Origin of the sequence: Apibacter muscae (assembly GCF_007845635.1) — a bacterium.
GTDB classification, from domain to species: Bacteria; Bacteroidota; Bacteroidia; order Flavobacteriales; family Weeksellaceae; genus Apibacter; species Apibacter muscae.
In genome coordinates this window covers 14,862-32,819 of record NZ_SELG01000041.1, presented here as the reverse complement: position 1 = coordinate 32,819, position 17,958 = coordinate 14,862, and the positions used below count along the sequence as shown (strand labels likewise).

19 protein-coding genes are annotated in these 17,958 nt (G+C 30.4%); 11 read left to right on the top strand and 8 right to left on the bottom strand.

The features are described from left to right. Nucleotides 1-193 precede the first annotated feature (193 nt). On the top strand, nucleotides 194-1,642 hold the full coding sequence (gene asnS / locus ETU08_RS09315) for an asparagine--tRNA ligase (protein ID WP_146262757.1): 1,449 nt from the start codon (nucleotides 194-196) through the stop codon (nucleotides 1,640-1,642). Nucleotides 1,643-2,028: 386 nt separating this feature from the next. After that, on the top strand, nucleotides 2,029-2,451 hold the full coding sequence (locus ETU08_RS09310; RefSeq protein WP_146262756.1) for a deoxycytidylate deaminase: 423 nt from the start codon (nucleotides 2,029-2,031) through the stop codon (nucleotides 2,449-2,451). A gap of 10 nt (nucleotides 2,452-2,461) precedes the next feature. Here ETU08_RS09310 and ETU08_RS09305 read toward each other — a convergent pair whose 3' ends face one another. The 8 genes from ETU08_RS09305 to ETU08_RS09270 form a co-directional block, all read right to left on the bottom strand. Then, nucleotides 2,462-3,256: a thymidylate synthase gene (locus tag ETU08_RS09305; protein WP_146262755.1), complete on the bottom strand. Its 795-nt coding sequence runs from the start codon at nucleotides 3,254-3,256 to the stop codon at nucleotides 2,462-2,464. Between the two features lie 18 nt (nucleotides 3,257-3,274). Then, nucleotides 3,275-4,744, bottom strand: a complete 1,470-nt coding sequence (rpoN, locus tag ETU08_RS09300; RefSeq protein ID WP_146262754.1) for an RNA polymerase factor sigma-54 — start codon at nucleotides 4,742-4,744, stop codon at nucleotides 3,275-3,277. A 143-nt stretch (nucleotides 4,745-4,887) separates the two neighbouring features. Further along, nucleotides 4,888-5,985 carry a Nif3-like dinuclear metal center hexameric protein gene (locus tag ETU08_RS09295; protein ID WP_146262753.1) on the bottom strand — a complete coding sequence of 366 codons (1,098 nt, stop codon included), beginning with the start codon at nucleotides 5,983-5,985 and terminating at the stop codon, nucleotides 4,888-4,890. A gap of 96 nt (nucleotides 5,986-6,081) precedes the next feature. Continuing rightward, entirely contained in the window at nucleotides 6,082-6,543 is a 462-nt protein-coding gene (gene rplI / locus ETU08_RS09290; protein WP_146262752.1) for a 50S ribosomal protein L9, read from the bottom strand. A gap of 19 nt (nucleotides 6,544-6,562) precedes the next feature. After that, entirely contained in the window at nucleotides 6,563-6,868 is a 306-nt protein-coding gene (rpsR, locus tag ETU08_RS09285) for a 30S ribosomal protein S18 (RefSeq protein WP_146262751.1), read from the bottom strand. Nucleotides 6,869-6,871: 3 nt separating this feature from the next. After that, nucleotides 6,872-7,213: a 30S ribosomal protein S6 gene (gene rpsF, locus ETU08_RS09280; protein ID WP_146262750.1), complete on the bottom strand. Its 342-nt coding sequence runs from the start codon at nucleotides 7,211-7,213 to the stop codon at nucleotides 6,872-6,874. A 102-nt stretch (nucleotides 7,214-7,315) separates the two neighbouring features. Beyond that, the gene (locus tag ETU08_RS09275; protein WP_146262749.1) at nucleotides 7,316-8,371 is read right to left on the bottom strand and encodes an RluA family pseudouridine synthase; all 1,056 of its coding nucleotides are present in this window, start codon (nucleotides 8,369-8,371) and stop codon (nucleotides 7,316-7,318) included. Nucleotides 8,372-8,376: 5 nt separating this feature from the next. Continuing rightward, entirely contained in the window at nucleotides 8,377-9,444 is a 1,068-nt protein-coding gene (locus tag ETU08_RS09270) for a PASTA domain-containing protein (protein WP_146262748.1), read from the bottom strand. Nucleotides 9,445-9,586: 142 nt separating this feature from the next. On the opposite strand from ETU08_RS09270, the gene ETU08_RS09265 reads away from it, so the two are divergent. The 9 genes from ETU08_RS09265 to ETU08_RS09225 all read left to right on the top strand — a co-directional run bounded on the left by ETU08_RS09265 (nucleotide 9,587) and on the right by ETU08_RS09225 (nucleotide 17,856). After that, nucleotides 9,587-10,570: a D-alanine--D-alanine ligase gene (locus ETU08_RS09265; protein WP_146262747.1), complete on the top strand. Its 984-nt coding sequence runs from the start codon at nucleotides 9,587-9,589 to the stop codon at nucleotides 10,568-10,570. Nucleotides 10,571-10,576: 6 nt separating this feature from the next. Beyond that, entirely contained in the window at nucleotides 10,577-11,038 is a 462-nt protein-coding gene (gene coaD / locus ETU08_RS09260) for a pantetheine-phosphate adenylyltransferase (RefSeq protein ID WP_146262746.1), read from the top strand. 125 nt (nucleotides 11,039-11,163) lie between these two features. Continuing rightward, the gene (locus ETU08_RS09255) at nucleotides 11,164-12,006 is read left to right on the top strand and encodes a MotA/TolQ/ExbB proton channel family protein (protein WP_146262745.1); all 843 of its coding nucleotides are present in this window, start codon (nucleotides 11,164-11,166) and stop codon (nucleotides 12,004-12,006) included. A 56-nt stretch (nucleotides 12,007-12,062) separates the two neighbouring features. Next, complete coding sequence (locus ETU08_RS09250) at nucleotides 12,063-12,683, top strand: ExbD/TolR family protein (protein WP_146262744.1); 621 nt, start codon at nucleotides 12,063-12,065, stop codon at nucleotides 12,681-12,683. 24 nt (nucleotides 12,684-12,707) lie between these two features. After that, the gene (locus tag ETU08_RS09245) at nucleotides 12,708-13,241 is read left to right on the top strand and encodes a biopolymer transporter ExbD (protein WP_146262743.1); all 534 of its coding nucleotides are present in this window, start codon (nucleotides 12,708-12,710) and stop codon (nucleotides 13,239-13,241) included. 17 nt (nucleotides 13,242-13,258) lie between these two features. Beyond that, entirely contained in the window at nucleotides 13,259-14,134 is an 876-nt protein-coding gene (locus ETU08_RS09240; protein ID WP_146262742.1) for an energy transducer TonB, read from the top strand. A 193-nt stretch (nucleotides 14,135-14,327) separates the two neighbouring features. Then, nucleotides 14,328-15,014, top strand: a complete 687-nt coding sequence (locus ETU08_RS09235; RefSeq protein WP_146262741.1) for a succinate dehydrogenase cytochrome b subunit — start codon at nucleotides 14,328-14,330, stop codon at nucleotides 15,012-15,014. A gap of 23 nt (nucleotides 15,015-15,037) precedes the next feature. Continuing rightward, a complete protein-coding gene (locus tag ETU08_RS09230; RefSeq protein ID WP_185145309.1) occupies nucleotides 15,038-17,053 on the top strand; it encodes a fumarate reductase/succinate dehydrogenase flavoprotein subunit in 2,016 nt (671 codons plus the stop codon). A gap of 26 nt (nucleotides 17,054-17,079) precedes the next feature. Next, complete coding sequence (locus ETU08_RS09225) at nucleotides 17,080-17,856, top strand: succinate dehydrogenase/fumarate reductase iron-sulfur subunit (protein ID WP_146262740.1); 777 nt, start codon at nucleotides 17,080-17,082, stop codon at nucleotides 17,854-17,856. Nucleotides 17,857-17,958: the final 102 nt, after the last annotated feature.

Genomic DNA, 17,958 nt, shown 5'->3' with positions numbered 1-17,958 from the left:
TAGCAAATATAAAGAATAATATGTTTTTGAAGAAAAATTATATAAAAATTACACTTATATGCTAATAAAGTCATTACGTTACTAAATCGATTAGCTTTATTTCATACAGTTATATTGAATTATTATACCTAAAACAATATTCAGTTGAAAAATGAAATTTTAATTATCTTTGTTTTATAAAATTAAAACATAAATGAATTTATACAGTATTAAAGAATTATTAAAAAAAGGAACCCAATGTTTAAATGAGAAAGTTACTGTACAGGGCTGGATTAGATCTTTTAGATCCAATCAGTTTATAGCTCTAAATGATGGTTCTGGACAAAAAAATTTACAGATTGTTCTTGATTATAATAATTTTAATACTGATTTGTTAAAACAACTAACAAACGCTACCTCAATTAAGGTAAACGGTGTAGTAGCAGAGAGTAAAGGTGCTGGGCAAGAAATAGAGGTTATTGCCGAAGAAATTGAAATTTACGGATATGCAAATCCTGAAGAAGTACAAGAAACCATTTTACAACCTAAAAAACATTCACTAGAAAAATTAAGAGAGCAGGCACATTTAAGATTTAGAACTAATACCTTTTCTGCAATCATGAGGGTTAGAAACGCTTTAAGCTTTGCTATCCATAAGTATTTCAATGAGAATAATTTTTGTTATATTAATACTCCTATAATCACTGGCTCAGATGCAGAAGGTGCTGGGGAAATGTTTACCGTTACCAATTTTAATCTTAATAACATACCAAAAAATGATAACGGAGATATTGATTTTACTAAAGATTTTTTCTCAAAAAAAACGAGCTTAACTGTTTCAGGGCAATTAGAAGGAGAGGCTGCAGCCATGGGATTAGGTAAAATCTATACTTTCGGTCCTACTTTTAGAGCTGAAAATTCTAATACTACCAGACATTTAGCTGAATTCTGGATGGTGGAACCTGAGATTGCCTTTTATGATTTAGATAAAACTATGTGGTTGGCCGAGGATTTTTTAAAATATTGTATTAAATATGCCATAGATCACTGTAAAGATGATCTAGTTTTTTTGAATCAAAGATTTGAGGATGAACAAAAGCAAAAGCCTAAAGAAGAAAAAACTGAACACAATTTACTTGAAAAATTAGATTTTGTATTAAATAATAGTTTTGTTAAACTGAGTTATTCTAAGGCTATTGAAATTCTAAAAAAGTCTAAACCCAATCAAAAAGGAAAATTTAAATATCCAATTGAAAAATGGGGGGCTGATCTTCAATCTGAACACGAAAGATATTTAGTTGAAAAGCACTTTAAATCTCCTGTGATTTTGTATGATTATCCTGCAAAAATTAAGGCTTTTTATATGAGATTAAATGAAGACGGAAAAACGGTTAGAGCAATGGATGTATTGTTCCCTGGTATAGGAGAAATCATAGGAGGATCTCAGAGAGAAGAAAGGTTAGATATATTAAAAAATAAAATTGAAGATTTTAATATTGATGAAAAAGAACTTTGGTGGTATCTAGATACCCGTAAATACGGAACTGTACCTCACTCAGGTTTTGGATTAGGTTTAGAACGTTTAGTATTGTTTGTAACAGGTATGGGAAATATTAGGGACGTGATTCCCTTTCCTCGAACACCAAACAATGCAGAATTTTAATTAAAAAAATCACCTTTTAAAAACAAAAGGTGATTTTTTATATATTACTTTTTACTGTTTAAAAATATAAAAAGAATAATACCAAATATTGCAAATAAGCAAATACCAATAATAGTAACCATTGAATAAAATTAAATGAATATCTTAAACCATCAATGGTTAAGATTTCTTCAAATGTAGTTTATTTTGTTTTAAAATTTTTTGCATGTTTAAAATTTTATATACATTTTCATAAAAACACTCAAAAATCATAATAAATTTTCGCATATAAGTCATTATTTTAATTTATTTATTATACTCTTATGAATACTCATCGCAAAAATATTTATGATTCTATAATTAGAAGATCTAAAATTTAATTAAGTATATTTATTTAAATTTAACTCATGAAAAATAAATACGACATAGCCTATCTACGGATGGCACTGGAATGGGGAAAATTATCCTATTGTAAAAGAAAACAGGTTGGATCGCTTATTGTTAAAGATCGCATGATTATTTCAGACGGATATAATGGTACTCCTACAGGCTTTGAAAATTGTTGTGAAGATGAAAATGGATATACTAAGTGGTATGTATTACACGCTGAAGCGAATGCTATATTAAAAGTTGCAGCTTCAACTCAATCCTGTCAAGGTGCTACATTATATGTTACCTTGTCCCCCTGTAAAGAATGTAGCAAACTTATTTATCAAGCAGGCATAATACGGGTGGTATACATTGACAATTATTCTGATACTTCTGGCATTGATTTCCTAGAACAGGCAGGAATAAAGGTTGATTATATCCCTTATGATCAGATTATATAACTACATTAATCTATATAGCTACTTCTCCTTTTATATGTGGATGAGCCTCATAATTTTCAATTGCAAAATCCTCAAACTTAAAATCAAAAATATTATTAATCTTAGGATTTAATAGTAATTTAGGTAAAATAAATGGTTGTCTACTTAGTTGTAATTGAACTTGTTCAATATGGTTTTTATAAATGTGAACATCTCCAAAGGTATGAATAAATTCCCCTACATCTAATTTGCAAACTTGTGCCATCATGTGTAACAGCAATGCATATGAAGCTATATTAAAGGGTACACCTAAAAAGACATCCGCACTTCGCTGATACAGCTGTAAAGAAAGTTTTCCTTTAGACACATAAAATTGAAATAGTGCATGACAAGGAGCTAGTGCCATCGACGGAAGATCAGCAACATTCCAAGCAGAGACTATCATTCTCCGAGAATCTGGATTATTTTTTATTTGATCAATAACTTCTGAGATTTGATCAATTGGTTTACCATTCAAGGTTCCCCAACTTCTCCATTGATGTCCGTATACAGGACCTAAATCTCCATTTTCATCTGCCCATTCATCCCAAATTTTAACTTTATTATCTGATAAATATTTTATATTGGTGTCTCCTTTTAAAAACCATAGAAGTTCATATATAATTGAGCGCAAATGTAATTTCTTTGTGGTTAATAAAGGGAAGCCTTTTTGTAAATCTATACGCATTTGATAACCAAATGTACTGATGGTTCCTGTACCCGTTCGATCATCTTTCTCTACACCATTATCTAAAATATGTTGTAATAAATCTAAATATGCTTTCATTTATTAAATTTAAAAAAATTAAATTTTCTTTCTTAACCTAGCAACTGGTATATTTAATTGATCTCTATATTTTGCTATGGTTCTTCTTGCAATATTATAACCTTTTTCATTTAAAATTTTCATTAAATTATCGTCAGTTAAAGGTTTTTTTGGATCTTCGTTATTAATTACATCTTGTAATATAGTTTTAATTTCTCTGGTTGAAACTTCATCCCCCTCTGAATTGGTTAAACTTTCTGAAAATAAATCTTTAATAAGTAAAGTTCCGTATGGTGTATTTACATATTTACTATTGGCAACTCTTGATATCGTTGAAATATCTAATCCAGTTATTTCAGAAATATCTTTTAAAATCATAGGCTTAATTTGCTCTTCATCACCAGAAAGAAAATAATTTTTCTGATAGTCCATAATTGATTTCATGGTGATATATAAGGTTTGTTGGCGTTGCTTAACTGCATCAATGAACCATTTGGCCGAATCTAATTTTTGCTTAACAAACATCACAGCATCTTTTTGCTCTCTAGATTTTTTTTCGGTATTTTTATAAGTATCAAGCATTTCTGAATACTCTCTTGATACTTTTAATTCAGGAGCATTTCTACCGTTTAATAATAATTCAAGTTTTCCATCTACTATTCGAATAGTAAAATCAGGTATAATTTGTTCAGTATTTTTTGAATTATTGGTAAAAGATTTTCCCGGTTTAGGATTTAACTTCTCTATTTCATTAATAGCTTCTTTTAATTCATCGTCCGTAATAGAAAATTTTTGCTGTAATTTACTATAATGCTTTTTGGTAAATGCATCAAAGGCTTCATCTATTATTTTATAAGCTAGCTCCGTAAATTCTGTTTGGTTTTTAGCTTTTAATTGCAAAAGAAGACATTCTTGCAAATCTCTGGCTCCAACTCCAGTAGGATCTAATTTTTGAATGTAATTTACTAATAGTTTTTCAACCGTCTCTTCATCTGTGTATATGCCTTGAGTAAAGGCTAAATCATCAACTATCGCGGATAGATCTCTTCTTAAATAACCATCGTCATGTAAATTACCAACTATAAAATCAGTAATCTCAATTTCTTCTTCATTTAAACGAAAAGTATGCAATTGTGAAATTAAATGCTCTTGAAATGAAATATATTGAGCGTAAGGCATCTCTGTTTCATCCTCTTCATCACTGTAGTTATTGGATTGTGTTCTATAGCTTGGAATTTCATCATCACTCAAATATTCATCTATATTTATATCTGGAGCATCTATAATTTCATTATCTGATGATTCATCGTAATCATTGGAAGCTTCTAAAGATTCAGAAGCATCGTAATAATCTTCATTAGAAATATCTTCTAGTGCTGGATTTTCTTCTAACTCTTGCTTAACAGCTTCTTCAAAAGCCAATGTAGGCAGTTGAACCAGTTTCATTAATTGAATCTGCTGAGGCGATAATTTTAATAGTTGCTTTAGTTTTAAATCTTGTTTTAACATTTAATAATTAAGTTATTTAGTAGATTTATTTTTTGTTCAATAACATTTCAAATTTACACTTTTTATTATTTAAGTCAAAATTTAGGCATAATATTTGTACAGGAAAAATTTTAAAATTATATTTCCTTAACTTCACTTATACATTACATAAAATATCTCACAGGATTAGTTTTAACTTTTGAAATACGTATTCTTAAATCATTTAGATTTTCATTTAAATATCTAAATATCAATTTCGTAGTAAATTGTTCACTTTCATAATGCCCTATATCTGTCAAAATTATTTTACCTTCAGCCTTAAAGAAATCATGATATTTTAAATCAGCAGTTATAAATACATCTGCACTCGATTGAATCGCCTTTTGTATAGCAAAACTTCCAGAACCACCTAGAACAGCAATCTTTTTTACTGGTTTATTTCTAAATTCTGAATGTCTGATACATAGAGTAGGTAACGAAGTTTTCAAAAATTTTAAAAAATCTTTTTCGGATACTTCTTGATCTAATTCTCCCACTCTCCCCATTCCTATCTCTTGATTTTCATTGTCTAAAGTATAAATTTCGTAAGAGATTTCTTCGTAAGGATGCGATTGTCTTAGAGCTTTTAAAACATTTATTTCTTTATAATCTTGAAAAATTACACTTAACATAATTTCCTTAACTTCATTAAATTCCTTTTTTATTCCTAAAAAAGGATTTGCACCTTCACCAGGCAAAAAAGATCCTTTTCCTTCTAACTTAAAACTACATTTTTTATATTTACCAATTTCTCCAGCTCCACCATCAAATAATGCTTTCTGAACTTTATTAAGACTTTCCAGAGGTACATAAGTTTGTAATTTTTTAATCACATTCTTTTTTGCAATTAAAGGTTTTGAATTTTTTATTTGCAAACGGTTGCAAATTTCAAAATTAACTCCTTCTTTAGCAATATCTAAATTGGTGTGTATGGCATAAATAACTATATTATTTTTAATAGCTTTAATTACAGCTCTTTCCACATAATTTTTTCCAGTAATTGATTTTAATCCTGAAAAAATAATTGGATGAAAAGTAACTATTAAATTATATTGATTTGCAATTGCCTCATCTACTACTGATTCTAAACAATCTAAAGTAATTAATATTCCAGATATTTTATTAGAAACATCACCTGTAATAACTCCTACATTATCAAAATCTTCAGCATATTCTTCAGGGGCTAAATTCCTTAATACATTAATTGCGTCTAAAATTCTCATTTTATTCAATTTAAACAGGTTTAAATATATATAAAAAAAATCGATAACTATAAAGTTATCGATTTTAAATATAAGTAATTATTAATTCAATATATCCTATTCAGCAGATACACCGTCTGAAACTACTTCAAACGTATAATCATACTCTACAGTTCTGTGTAAGCGTATTTTTGCTGTATATTTCCCCAGTCTTTTAATAGTATTCCCAGGAATTTTTATATATTTCTTTTCAATATGCACACCTGCTTTTGCTAAAGCTTCTGCTAAATCTTGATTGTTTATAGAGCCAAATAAACGGTCTCCTGACCCAACTTTTGCTAGAATAGAAACAGTTGCTGATTTTAATTTATTAACTATATCATTGGCTGATTTTATTAAGGCTGCTTCTTCTGCTTCTCTTTCTTTAAGAGTAGCTTCTAAGGTAGCTTTGTTTTTAGGGGTAGCTAAAAGAGCCCAACCTCTAGGTATTAAAAAATTACGAGCATAACCTGGCTTAACATTAACCACATCAAACTCTAATCCTAAATTTTCTACGTCTTGTTTAAGAATAACTTCCATGATTTCTTTATAAAATTGATTATGGTTTTAATTGATCTCCTACATATGGCAATAATGCTAAATGTCTCGCCCTTTTAATCGCTTGAGAAACTTTTCTTTGAAATTTTAAAGAAGTTCCGGTTAATCTTCTTGGAAGAATTTTCCCTTGTTCATTCACAAATTTCAATAAAAAATCTGGATCTTTATAATCAACATATTTAATACCGTATTTTTTAAAACGGCAATATTTTTTTTCAACTTTTGTATCTATATCTAGTTGGCTAAGGAATTTTACTTCACTTGTGTTACCGCCTGCCGCTTGTTTTGCTAAATCGTCTATTGCCATGTCTTATTTTTTTAAAGATTTAACTTTTTCTTCTCTTTTTCTTGCCCATTCAACTCCGTGTTTATCTAGTTTAACGGTTAAGAATCTTAATACTCTTTCATCTCTTTTAAAAGCTAGCTCTAAAGCATTAACAATTTCTCCTGGCGCTTGGAATTCAATTAAATGATAGAATCCATTTCTTTTTAATTGGATGGAATAAGCGAGTTTTTTTAATCCCCAATTTTCTTGATTTACAATGGTTGCATTGTTTTCTTTGAGTAATTTCTCAAATGATTTAACTGCTTCCTCTACCTGAGAATCCGATAGAACGGGAGTTAATATGAAAACAGTTTCGTAATGATTCATATATTTTTTATTTTTAAAGTTGCAAATGTACGTTTTTTTAAAGAATTGGACAAATCATTATTCTCTTTCTGCTAATGAAAAAAATATTTGTTTAAATTATAGTTAATCAATTTCCTGAACTGCATTGATATAAATCCGCCACTTTTGAATTACCTGCTGCATATCTTCTGGTAATTCTATTTCAAAAAACATTTCTTTTTTAGTTTGAGGATGTATAAAACCTAAGGTTTTTGCATGCAAAGCTTGTCTTGGAAGAATTGAAAAGCAGTTTTCTACAAATTGCTTATATTTAGTGAAGGTGGTGCCTTTAAGGATTTGATTTCCTCCATATCTCTCATCATTAAATAAAGTATGCCCCTTGTATTTCATATGAGCTCTAATTTGATGAGTTCTTCCTGTCTCCAATCTACATTCTATTAAAGTTATGTATCTAAATCTTTCCAGTACTTTATAGTGTGTTACCGCATGTTTGCCATAGGCTCCATCTTCAAATACAGTCATTTGCATACGATCTTTTAGTGACCTCCCAATATGACCCACGATAGTTCCCTCCTCCTCTTCAATATTCCCCCAAACAAGAGCATTATAAATCCTTTTGGTTGTTTTATTAAAGAATTGTTTAGCTAAATGATTCATTGAATATTCATTTTTAGCTATAACCAAAAGTCCCGAAGTATCTTTGTCAATTCTATGTACTAAACCCGGACGCTTATCTAAATCCGTTTGAAAAAAAGGCAACTGTTGAAAATGATACGCTAGTGCATTGACCAATGTGCCTTCAAAATTGCCAAAACCAGGATGTACTACCATACCTGGTGCTTTATTTACAACCAACAAATCCTCATCTTCAAAAACAATATCTATAGGTATGTTTTGCGGAACTATAGTTGTATCTCTAGGAGGATGTGCTAATACTATAGATACCGAATCGTTGGGTTTTACTTTATAATTAGATTTTACAGGCTTACCATTTACTAAAATATTCCCTGCGATAGCTGCCTGTTGTAATTTGTTTCTTGTAGAATTTTCTATTAAATTAACCAGATATTTATCAATACGAATGGAGCTTTGTCCTTTATCAACAACAATCTTAAAATGTTCGTACATTTCATCCCCATCACTCTCGTTAATTTGAGAATTTCCCTCAACTACCTTCATAAATATTATTCAACAATTATTCTGTTTACTTTTCTTTTTTGATCCTTATCTGCAGTAGGTTTTAATTGTTTCTGATTTTCTTTTACTTGGTCAGATATAGAGGAAGAATTTCCTTGCATTTGCGATGATTTATCAATGTTTGTGTTGGAAGGTATATTTGTAGAACCTGCATTGATTGAATTCGATGATGAGATTATATCGTCATCATTACTATCAGGTCTATAAAATTTTTCATCCTCATATGTTTCACCTAAATAACCAGCACTAGAATTTGGATTAAATGTTGCATCTAAATCTCTAATTTTGGTTCTTAATTCCTCCAATGGTTTAGAACTTAGATAGATATCTATTGATTGACCTTGATCGTAATTGGCTGATGGTGATGGAACTTGATAATATACTCGTGTATTTTCTTTATTATCAGGATCATCGTAGGTTATAGTACCTACTGAAAACATTTTTTCCGTTATCATTCTCTTCGCCGTCTCTTCATCTAAACCTAAAAAATTAGGAACAGAAACATTCTTGGCTAAACCTTTGGCTAAAACAATAGTTAATGGAGAAAATCTTGGTAAGTTAACCCCAGGCTGAACCTCTTTACCTTTATATAGTAATCTTATTACAGTATTTGTCGCTAAACTTGGCTCGTACAAAGTATCGATAACTTTTAAGCCCACTAAATCTAACTGATTAAAAGCTAAATATTTATATTTACCAATTATATTGGGTACAACCACAGGTTTCCATGTTTTTGCATTTGCTCTTATAAAAATTCTCCTACCTCTTTTTACATTAGTTCCTGCTAAGGGATAAACATCTAAAATCTGGTAAGGTTTAAATTTAGGATCGTATTTAGTGGTATCAAGTTCAAACTCTAATTCACTATTTTGTAACTTTTGAATAGCTTCATCTAAATTTAAAGAGCTTAAATCTGGAACTTCAATTTGTATTTCATGATTGGTATACTTATCTAACCATAAAAAAGTTCCTTTAATCAATCCAAATACTAAAGCTATAGCTAAAACTACGCTAACCCAAAATTGCCAAGAAGCTACGAGTTTTAAAAATTTCATATATGTTTTTTACAAAGCAAATATATAAATAATAAAGATTATTTAGTTTTAGTAATATTAAATATGTTATTTTTGTTAATGTACTTGTAGGAAAAAGTACGCTATTAATTAATAAAAAATTAAAATTTATTATTATTAAAATATGTTAACCATAGGAATTGTCATGGGAGGATACTCCGGAGAAAGCGTTGTATCTTTAAAAAGTGGTGAATATATTTATTCACAAATTGATCAAAATAAATATAAAAATGTTTTCAACATTCATATTTTAAATGATGGTTGGAATGTGGTTATAGATGATCTAAAATACCCTATTAATAAAGAGAATTTTAGTTTTATATTAAACGATAAAAAAATCAACTTTGATGTTTTAGTCAACACAATACATGGTACCCCTGGTGAGAATGGTATACTTCAAGCGTATTGGGAATTATTGAATATCCCATACACCGGTTGTTACTTTTACAATTCAGCTCTTACATTTAATAAAAAAGATACTTTAGCTGTTTTAAGTAAATATGGTGTTGCTATGGCTAAATCTTTTTATCTTAATAAAGGAGATGAAATAAACAGTCATGACATAATTACGAATATAGGGCTTCCTTGCTTTGTAAAACCCAATCAATCCGGGTCAAGCCTAGGTGTATCTAAGGTTAAAGTCATAGAAGAACTACCCAAGGCTATTGAAGATGCTTTTAAAGAAGATCATTCTATTTTAATTGAAAGCTTTCTTGATGGTAAAGAAGTAAGTGTAGGTGTTATGAAATATAAAGGTAAAATTGTAGTAGTGGGAACTACAGAAATTAAAACTGATAATGATTTTTTTGATTATGAAGCCAAATATCTAGGTGCTTCTGAAGAAATCACTCCTGCTAATCTTACATCTGTTGAAGAAAAAAATATACGTGATGCTGCAAAGCATATCTATAAATGTTTAAATATGAATGGGTTTTCAAGGCTTGATTTTATAATTATGAATAATACTCCTTATTTTTTAGAAATAAATACCAATCCAGGATGTTCACCTGCAAGCATATTTCCACAACAAGTTCGCTACGCGGGATACAATTTTTCAGAATTACTTGATAATGAAATTAATCAAGCAATTGAAAATTCAAAAAAATAATTAAATATGGAAAAAATTGCTGTGTTCCCAGGTTCGTTTGATCCTATAACCTTAGGACATTTGGATATCATTGAAAGAGCGGCTCCATTATTCGATAAAATTATAGTAGCTATTGGTAACAACTCTAACAAAAACTACATGTTTTCTTTGCAAAAAAGAATGGAATGGATTATTGAAACTGTTAAAACCTTTTCAAATATAGAAGTTGATCATTTTGATTGTTTAACTGTAGATTTTTGCATAAAAAAAAATGCACCTTACATTATAAGAGGATTGAGAAATCCTGCTGATTTTGAATTTGAAAAGGCAATTACACATACAAATAGAACTTTAGCTAAAAAAAGTATTGAAACAGTTTTCTTTCTTACTTCTTCGGAAAAATCATTTATAAGCTCAAGTATAGTAAGAGAAATTATGAGGTATAAAGGAGATTATTCCTCATTAGTACCTAATACTGTAAGAATATAGTTGCATACCAAGGCATAAATCTTGATATTTGTATGTTTTTTAGAATCTTTCTAAATAAATACAATAAATAAAATAAATATCGTTTTAATATAAATAAACTAAAATAGAATTTAAGTTTCACTCAAATGGAAAATAATCAATTAAATCAACCAAAAAAAACAAATAATACAGGTTTAAATCCTCTACTAACCATTTTATTGTTGTTAATTATTTCAGTCTTAACCTATATCTTCATACTCGGGGATGACAGTAATTTTGTTCGCTTAAATAAGTCAGATATAATTAATGACTTAAGTGCTAATGAAGGAACCCCTAGTAATGTATTGGGAATCATTTATAAAGGAGGATTTATCGTGCCTATTCTTATGACCTTTGCTCTTATGGTTATTGTTTTTTCAATTGAAAGATTTTTTATTCTATCTAAAGCGGCAGGAACTAAAAGTATTTCTCAATTTACGACAGAAATAAAAACCGCTCTAGAAAAAAATGAAATTAATTATGCCATTGAACTTTGCGACCAACAAAAAGGTTCCGTAGGAAACGTGGTAAAGGAAAGTTTACTTAGCTATAAAAATCTTGGTGTTGATCAAACTCTCAGTCAAGAACAAAAACTGAATGCTTTAAATCAAACGATTGAAGAAGCAGTTACCCTTGAAATGCCATCACTAGAAAAAAATATGAACATTTTATCTACCATAGCCTCTGTAGCAACTCTTGTTGCTTTAATGGGTACAGTAATGGGGATGATAAAATCATTCTTTGCGTTGGGAAATAGTGGAGGCGCACCAGACGCTGCACAGTTGTCAAATGGAATAGCTGAAGCCTTAATTAATACTGCATTAGGGATTGGTGCCTCTGCATTGGCAATCATTGCATACAATTATTTTACCTCTAAAATTGATAACTTAATATTTAAAATTGAAGAAATAGGATTTATTATTCAAAAGTCATTCAAATCCAAACATTAATTCTTAGCTATTTTTTAATTTAAAATTAATGTTAACTCACGCATAAAAAAAATAGAATGGCAAGAGTAAAACCCCAAAGACAAGGAATACATATAGATATGACTCCCATGAGTGATTTGGCATGGCTGTTATTAACTTTCTTTATTTTAACCACTGAGTTTAGACCTCCAGACATTTTAAATATTGATACACCCTCTTCAATCTCAAGTAAAAAAATGAAAGATATTGGAACAATGAAAATTTCAATTCCCGAAAATGGTAAATATTATTTCTCTATGGAAGAAGAAAAATATCGGGTTCCTTTATTGAATGCTATGGGTGAAAAATATAATATTTCATTTAACGCAAAAGAACAAAATGAATTTAAAAAGATTTCTGAATTTGGTGTCCCTATTCAACAACTAAAACAATATTTAAGTTTTAACGATTCACAAAGAGAAAAACTAGAAAAATCAGGTGGAATACCTGGAATACCTTCAGATAGTTTAAGGCCCCAAATAGTAGAATGGGTCTTTGAAGCAAGAAAACTCGCCGAACAAAATAATGATTCCTTAGAATTAAAGATTAAAGGAGATCAAAATGTAAAGTACGAAAGAATTAAGAATTTATTGGATCGGTTGCAAGATAGAAACCTTAATAAATTTAAATTAATTACAGTTTATAATGCCGGCAAATAAAATTAAGAATAAAAAATATACATTATGTCTGCAGGAGTAGATACCAACAATAATAAAAATAAAAATAAAACACGTGTCAAAAAAAGTGCTTTTCGTATAGATATGGCGCCCATGTGCGATTTAGGTTTTTTATTAATCACGTTCTTTATGTTTACTACCACGTTTAGTAAACCTAAAATATTACAATTAAACATGCCATCCAAAGCATTAATTGATCCTAGTAATATACCCACAGTTAAAAATATAAATTCTCTAACCATTATTCTTGGTAAAGACAATAAAATATATTACCATCAACAAGAATTAGCTAGTTTAAATCCATCCAATTTAATTGAAACAGATTATTCTAAAAATGGAATTCGAACCGTAATTTATGATGCTAAAAAAAATGCTGATCAAGATAAATTTACAGTTATAATTAAGCCTACCAACGATTCAAATTATAAAAATTTAGTGGATTTATTAGATGAAATGCAAATTACCAATAGCGAAAGATTTTCTGTAGGTAAAATAACGAAGCAAGAAACTGATGTGTATAAGCAAAAACAAAATAACTAACCCTTAAAGGTATTAGAATGACCGATAATCATAAGAAGAAATCTTTAGATGATATTATCTTTGAAAATAAAAATAAAGAGTACGGGGCTTATGAGCTTAGAAAGTCTGGAAAAAAATATTTAACCATAGCTTTTTTCATTGGTTTTCTATTTTTTTTAACCTTAATTTCTTCAATTTTTATTTATTTAAAACTAAAAGATGATACACCTCCCCCGGTAAAATATAAGGAGGAAATTGTTGCGGTTTTACCTCCTACACCAGAAAAAGTACCAGAAGAAATTCCTGAAAAAGTACCAGAAGAAAAAATTTACACGATTGAAGATAATAACAAAGGTTCGGAGCGTTCAACTGTAGAAAAAACACCCAAACAAGACGAAGTTGCACAAAAAAAATATTTTGAGACAAAAGTTGACAATTCAAAAGAAGAACAAACCACTCCTAAGCAAAGTGAATTGGAAGGAAAAAATATTGGAGAGGAAGATAAAGAGGGAAAAAAAACAAGAACTGATGATACCAATAGATCAGGAGAAAAAAATGATGGTACTTCAAATGCCAATAATGTAAAGGGAGACCCTAACTCAATTGTTAAAAATCCTCAGAAAAAAGCAAAATTTAATGGAGGCGATTGGGGTAGCTTTCTTAGAAAAATATTAGTATACCCTTCTAAAGCCGAATTTAATGAAACCCAAGGAACTGTTATGGTTCAGTTTGTCGTTGATAAAAAGGGAAATATTTCCGATTTAAAAATAATTAGTAAAAGATTGGGCAATGGTTTGGAAGAAGAAGCCATGCGGGTGTTAAAAAAATCTAGTGGCCTTTGGAGCCCCGGAGAGATTAATGGAGAACCTGTAAACTCCTATTATACTCAATCCATCACATTCCAATTAGAATAAGATTAACAATTTTTTATTAAATCCATCATTTTATATCATTAAAATGATGGATTTTCTATTTTTAATTAAAAATTTCAACAAAATATTTATTTAGATGTATTCTAAAGTATATATATCTGAGATTTGTCATAAAACTTACCTATTATATTAATTAGATTTGTTGTCATAGGAACTTTTAAAACAATAAAGTATTATGACTAGATTTTTCTCTTCCTCTATAGGAAGAAAGTTTATGATGGCACTCACGGGATTCTTCCTGATGATATTCTTACTTGTACATTTAGGAATTAACCTTACCTTATTTGCTGGTAATACAGACTGTGCCGGAGAGCTACTACCTAAAGAAGAAGTAATATTTAACCAAGCCTCGCATTTTATGGCTACCAATCTGCTAATACAAGTTATGCAATACGTATTAGCCTTAGGTTTTATTTATCACATTCTTTTAGGTGTTGTATTAACTCATAAAAATCAAAAAGCAAGAGGGAAAGAGAGATATGCCGTGAATCATTACGCTGCTAATACTCCTTTTAACTCTAGAACTATGATTTACACAGGACTTTTAATTTTAGTATTTTTACTTTTACACTTATGGAATTACTTTATACCTATTAAATTTTCCGAAGTGCCTGACGATTATCTCTTAGTTACTTCCTTATTTAAAAGTTACGGATATACGCTAATATATGTAATCGCATTTATTTTCTTAGGAACTCATCTTAGCCATGGCTTTGCATCATCATTTCAATCCGTAGGATTTAATCATAGGATTTACACGCCGTTAATAAAAGCATTAGGAAAAATTTACTTTATACTTATATCCGTTGGATTTGCTTCTATTGCAATATATTTCTGTCTTAAAGGCAACGGATTAATTTAATAATTTTAAGAATCAACCAAATCATGAGTATCAAACTAGATTCAAAAATACCCGAAGGAGATATCCACGAAAAATGGAAAAACCATAAAGATCATATGCGTTTAGTCGCACCTAACAATAGAGGGAAAATAGATGTCATTATTGTAGGAACCGGATTAGCCGGTGGCTCTGCTGCTGCTTCTCTCGCAGAGATGGGATACAACGTTAAAGCATTTTGTTATCAAGATTCACCGAGACGCGCACACTCCATTGCGGCACAAGGAGGAATTAATGCCGCTAAAAATTATAAAAATGATGGAGATAGCATCTACAGATTATTCTATGATACAATAAAAGGAGGAGATTACCGAGCAAGAGAAGCCAATGTTTATCGATTGGCTGAAGTATCCAATGCCATTATTGATCAATGTGTCGCACAAGGAGTTCCTTTTGCCAGAGAATATGGTGGATTACTAGACAATAGATCCTTTGGTGGAACCCAAGTTCAAAGAACTTTTTATGCAGCAGGACAAACAGGTCAACAACTACTGTTAGGAGCTTATTCTGCCATGAATCGACAAATCGGAAAAGGTAGATTGCAAATGTACAATAGACATGAAATGCTAGATCTAGTTGTTGTAGATGGAAAAGCTAGAGGCATAATATCTAGAAACTTAATTACAGGTGAAATTGAAAGGCATTCTGCCCATGCAGTAGTTATTGCCTCTGGAGGATATGGAAATGTATTTTTCTTATCTACAAATGCCATGGGTTCTAATGCAACCTCCGTATGGAAAATACATAAAAAAGGCGCTGCATTTGCCAATCCTTGTTTTACGCAAATACATCCTACCTGTATTCCTGTGCATGGTGAACAACAATCTAAATTAACCCTAATGTCAGAATCTTTAAGAAACGATGGACGTATTTGGGTACCTAAGAAGAAAGAAGATGCAGAAGCTATACGCGCAGGTAAATTAAAAGCTACCGAAATAGCCGAAGACGATCGTGATTATTATCTTGAAAGAAGATATCCAGCATTTGGAAATTTAGTTCCAAGAGACGTAGCTTCAAGAGCAGCAAAAGAAAGATGTGATGCAGGATTTGGAATTGAAAATAATGCCACAGGCGAGGGAGTTTTTCTTGATTTTTCTGCTTCTTTTGTTAAATATGGAAAAGAAAAAGCCAATGAGCTTGACATGCATAATCCCTCCCAAGAGGAAATTATAAAATTAGGTAAAAAAGTGGTTGAAGCCAAATATGGTAATCTATTCACCATGTACGAAAAAATTACTGGTGATAACCCTTATGAAACTCCAATGAAAATATACCCAGCAGTACACTATACTATGGGAGGAATATGGGTAGATTATAATTTAATGAGTAGCATCCCAGGTTGCTTTGTTACTGGAGAAGCTAACTTTTCTGATCATGGAGCAAATCGATTAGGAGCCTCTGCATTAATGCAAGGTTTGGCTGATGGGTACTTTGTACTTCCTTACACTATCGCTGATTATTTGGCAGATGAGATTAGAACGGGTTCTATTTCCACCGATTTACCAGAATTTGAGCAAGCTGAAAATGAAGTTAAAAATACCTTAAACCATTTCTTAAACAATCCAGGGACAAAATCAGTGGATTATTTTCATAAAAAACTAGGTAAAGTGATGTGGAATAAAGTTGGAATGGCAAGAAATGCAGAAGGATTAAAAGAAGCAATTCAAGAGATTGAAGAAATAAGAAAAGAATTTTGGAAAGATGTTAAAGTTCCAGGGTCTCAAGATACCATAAACATGGAATTAGAAAAGGCGGGTAGAGTTGCAGATTTCTTAGAATTGGGACAATTAATGGCTCTGGATGCTTTAAAAAGAAATGAATCTTGTGGAGGACATTTTAGAACTGAATACCAAACGGAAGAGGGTGAAACTTTACGCGACGACGAAAACTATTCCTATGTTGCTGCTTGGGAGTATAATGGAGAAGATATAAATAAAGAGATTCTTCATAAAGAGGACTTGAATTACAAATACATAAAAATAGCAGCAAGAAATTATAAATAAAAATAACCTGTAAAATAAAATATAAAATGGCAGGAAAATTATTAAATCTGAAATTAAAAGTTTGGAGACAAGCAAAAAAAGACCAAAAAGGTAGTTTCGAAGAATATAAACTAGAAGGAGTATCTACAGAAAGTTCATTTTTAGAGATGCTAGATATGCTTAATGAACAATTGGTAGAGCAAGATAAAGAACCCGTAGCCTTTGATCATGATTGCCGCGAAGGAATCTGCGGAATGTGTTCCCTATATATTAATGGTCGTGCACATGGACCAGACAGAGGTATTACCACTTGTCAATTGCACATGAGGATGTTTAACGATGGAGATACAATTGTAATTGAACCTTGGAGATCTGCAGGATTTCCTGTTATCAAAGATCTAATTGTTGATAGAACTGCTTTTGATAGGATTCAACATGCTGGTGGATTTATATCTGTGGATACTTCGGGAAACACTATTGATGCCAATGCTATACCCATTGAAAAAGAAAAAGCAGATAAAGCATTTGCTGCTGCTGCTTGTATAGGTTGTGGTGCCTGTGTTGCCACTTGTAAAAATGGATCTGCCATGTTATTTGTTTCAGCAAAAGTTTCACAATTTGCCTTGTTACCTCAGGGAAAAATTGAGTCAACCCGAAGAGTTTTAAATATGGTTAAGAAAATGGATGAAGAAGGCTTTGGGAATTGTACCAATACTGGAGCATGTGAAATTGAATGTCCAAAAGGAATTTCTTTAGAAAATATTGCTCGAATGAATAGAGAGTTTTTACATGCAAGCATTGTTAATGATATTAAATATGAATAATTAAATATTCAAACCAATAAAAAAAGTCAAAATAAATAATTATTTTGACTTTTTTTATATTCTTGGAAAATGCATTATTTACCTTTACAATAAATTTTTCAA

What these genes read in the sequence shown, in the direction of transcription:
- ETU08_RS09265 (WP_146262747.1), top strand. Translation starts at nt 9,587, where the DNA reads ATGTTAACCATAGGAATTGTCATGGGAGGATACTCCGGAGAAAGCGTT.
- rpsF (WP_146262750.1), bottom strand. Translation starts at nt 7,213, where the DNA reads ATGAATCATTACGAAACTGTTTTCATATTAACTCCCGTTCTATCGGAT.
- coaD (WP_146262746.1), top strand. Translation starts at nt 10,577, where the DNA reads ATGGAAAAAATTGCTGTGTTCCCAGGTTCGTTTGATCCTATAACCTTA.
- rplI (WP_146262752.1), bottom strand. Translation starts at nt 6,543, where the DNA reads ATGGAAGTTATTCTTAAACAAGACGTAGAAAATTTAGGATTAGAGTTT.
- ETU08_RS09305 (WP_146262755.1), bottom strand. Translation starts at nt 3,256, where the DNA reads ATGAAAGCATATTTAGATTTATTACAACATATTTTAGATAATGGTGTA.
- ETU08_RS09240 (WP_146262742.1), top strand. Translation starts at nt 13,259, where the DNA reads ATGACCGATAATCATAAGAAGAAATCTTTAGATGATATTATCTTTGAA.
- asnS (WP_146262757.1), top strand. Translation starts at nt 194, where the DNA reads ATGAATTTATACAGTATTAAAGAATTATTAAAAAAAGGAACCCAATGT.
- ETU08_RS09270 (WP_146262748.1), bottom strand. Translation starts at nt 9,444, where the DNA reads ATGAAATTTTTAAAACTCGTAGCTTCTTGGCAATTTTGGGTTAGCGTA.
- ETU08_RS09225 (WP_146262740.1), top strand. Translation starts at nt 17,080, where the DNA reads ATGGCAGGAAAATTATTAAATCTGAAATTAAAAGTTTGGAGACAAGCA.
- ETU08_RS09255 (WP_146262745.1), top strand. Translation starts at nt 11,164, where the DNA reads ATGGAAAATAATCAATTAAATCAACCAAAAAAAACAAATAATACAGGT.
- ETU08_RS09295 (WP_146262753.1), bottom strand. Translation starts at nt 5,985, where the DNA reads ATGAGAATTTTAGACGCAATTAATGTATTAAGGAATTTAGCCCCTGAA.
- ETU08_RS09275 (WP_146262749.1), bottom strand. Translation starts at nt 8,371, where the DNA reads ATGAAGGTAGTTGAGGGAAATTCTCAAATTAACGAGAGTGATGGGGAT.
- rpoN (WP_146262754.1), bottom strand. Translation starts at nt 4,744, where the DNA reads ATGTTAAAACAAGATTTAAAACTAAAGCAACTATTAAAATTATCGCCT.
- ETU08_RS09245 (WP_146262743.1), top strand. Translation starts at nt 12,708, where the DNA reads ATGTCTGCAGGAGTAGATACCAACAATAATAAAAATAAAAATAAAACA.
- ETU08_RS09310 (WP_146262756.1), top strand. Translation starts at nt 2,029, where the DNA reads ATGAAAAATAAATACGACATAGCCTATCTACGGATGGCACTGGAATGG.
- ETU08_RS09250 (WP_146262744.1), top strand. Translation starts at nt 12,063, where the DNA reads ATGGCAAGAGTAAAACCCCAAAGACAAGGAATACATATAGATATGACT.
- ETU08_RS09235 (WP_146262741.1), top strand. Translation starts at nt 14,328, where the DNA reads ATGACTAGATTTTTCTCTTCCTCTATAGGAAGAAAGTTTATGATGGCA.
- rpsR (WP_146262751.1), bottom strand. Translation starts at nt 6,868, where the DNA reads ATGGCAATAGACGATTTAGCAAAACAAGCGGCAGGCGGTAACACAAGT.
- ETU08_RS09230 (WP_185145309.1), top strand. Translation starts at nt 15,038, where the DNA reads ATGAGTATCAAACTAGATTCAAAAATACCCGAAGGAGATATCCACGAA.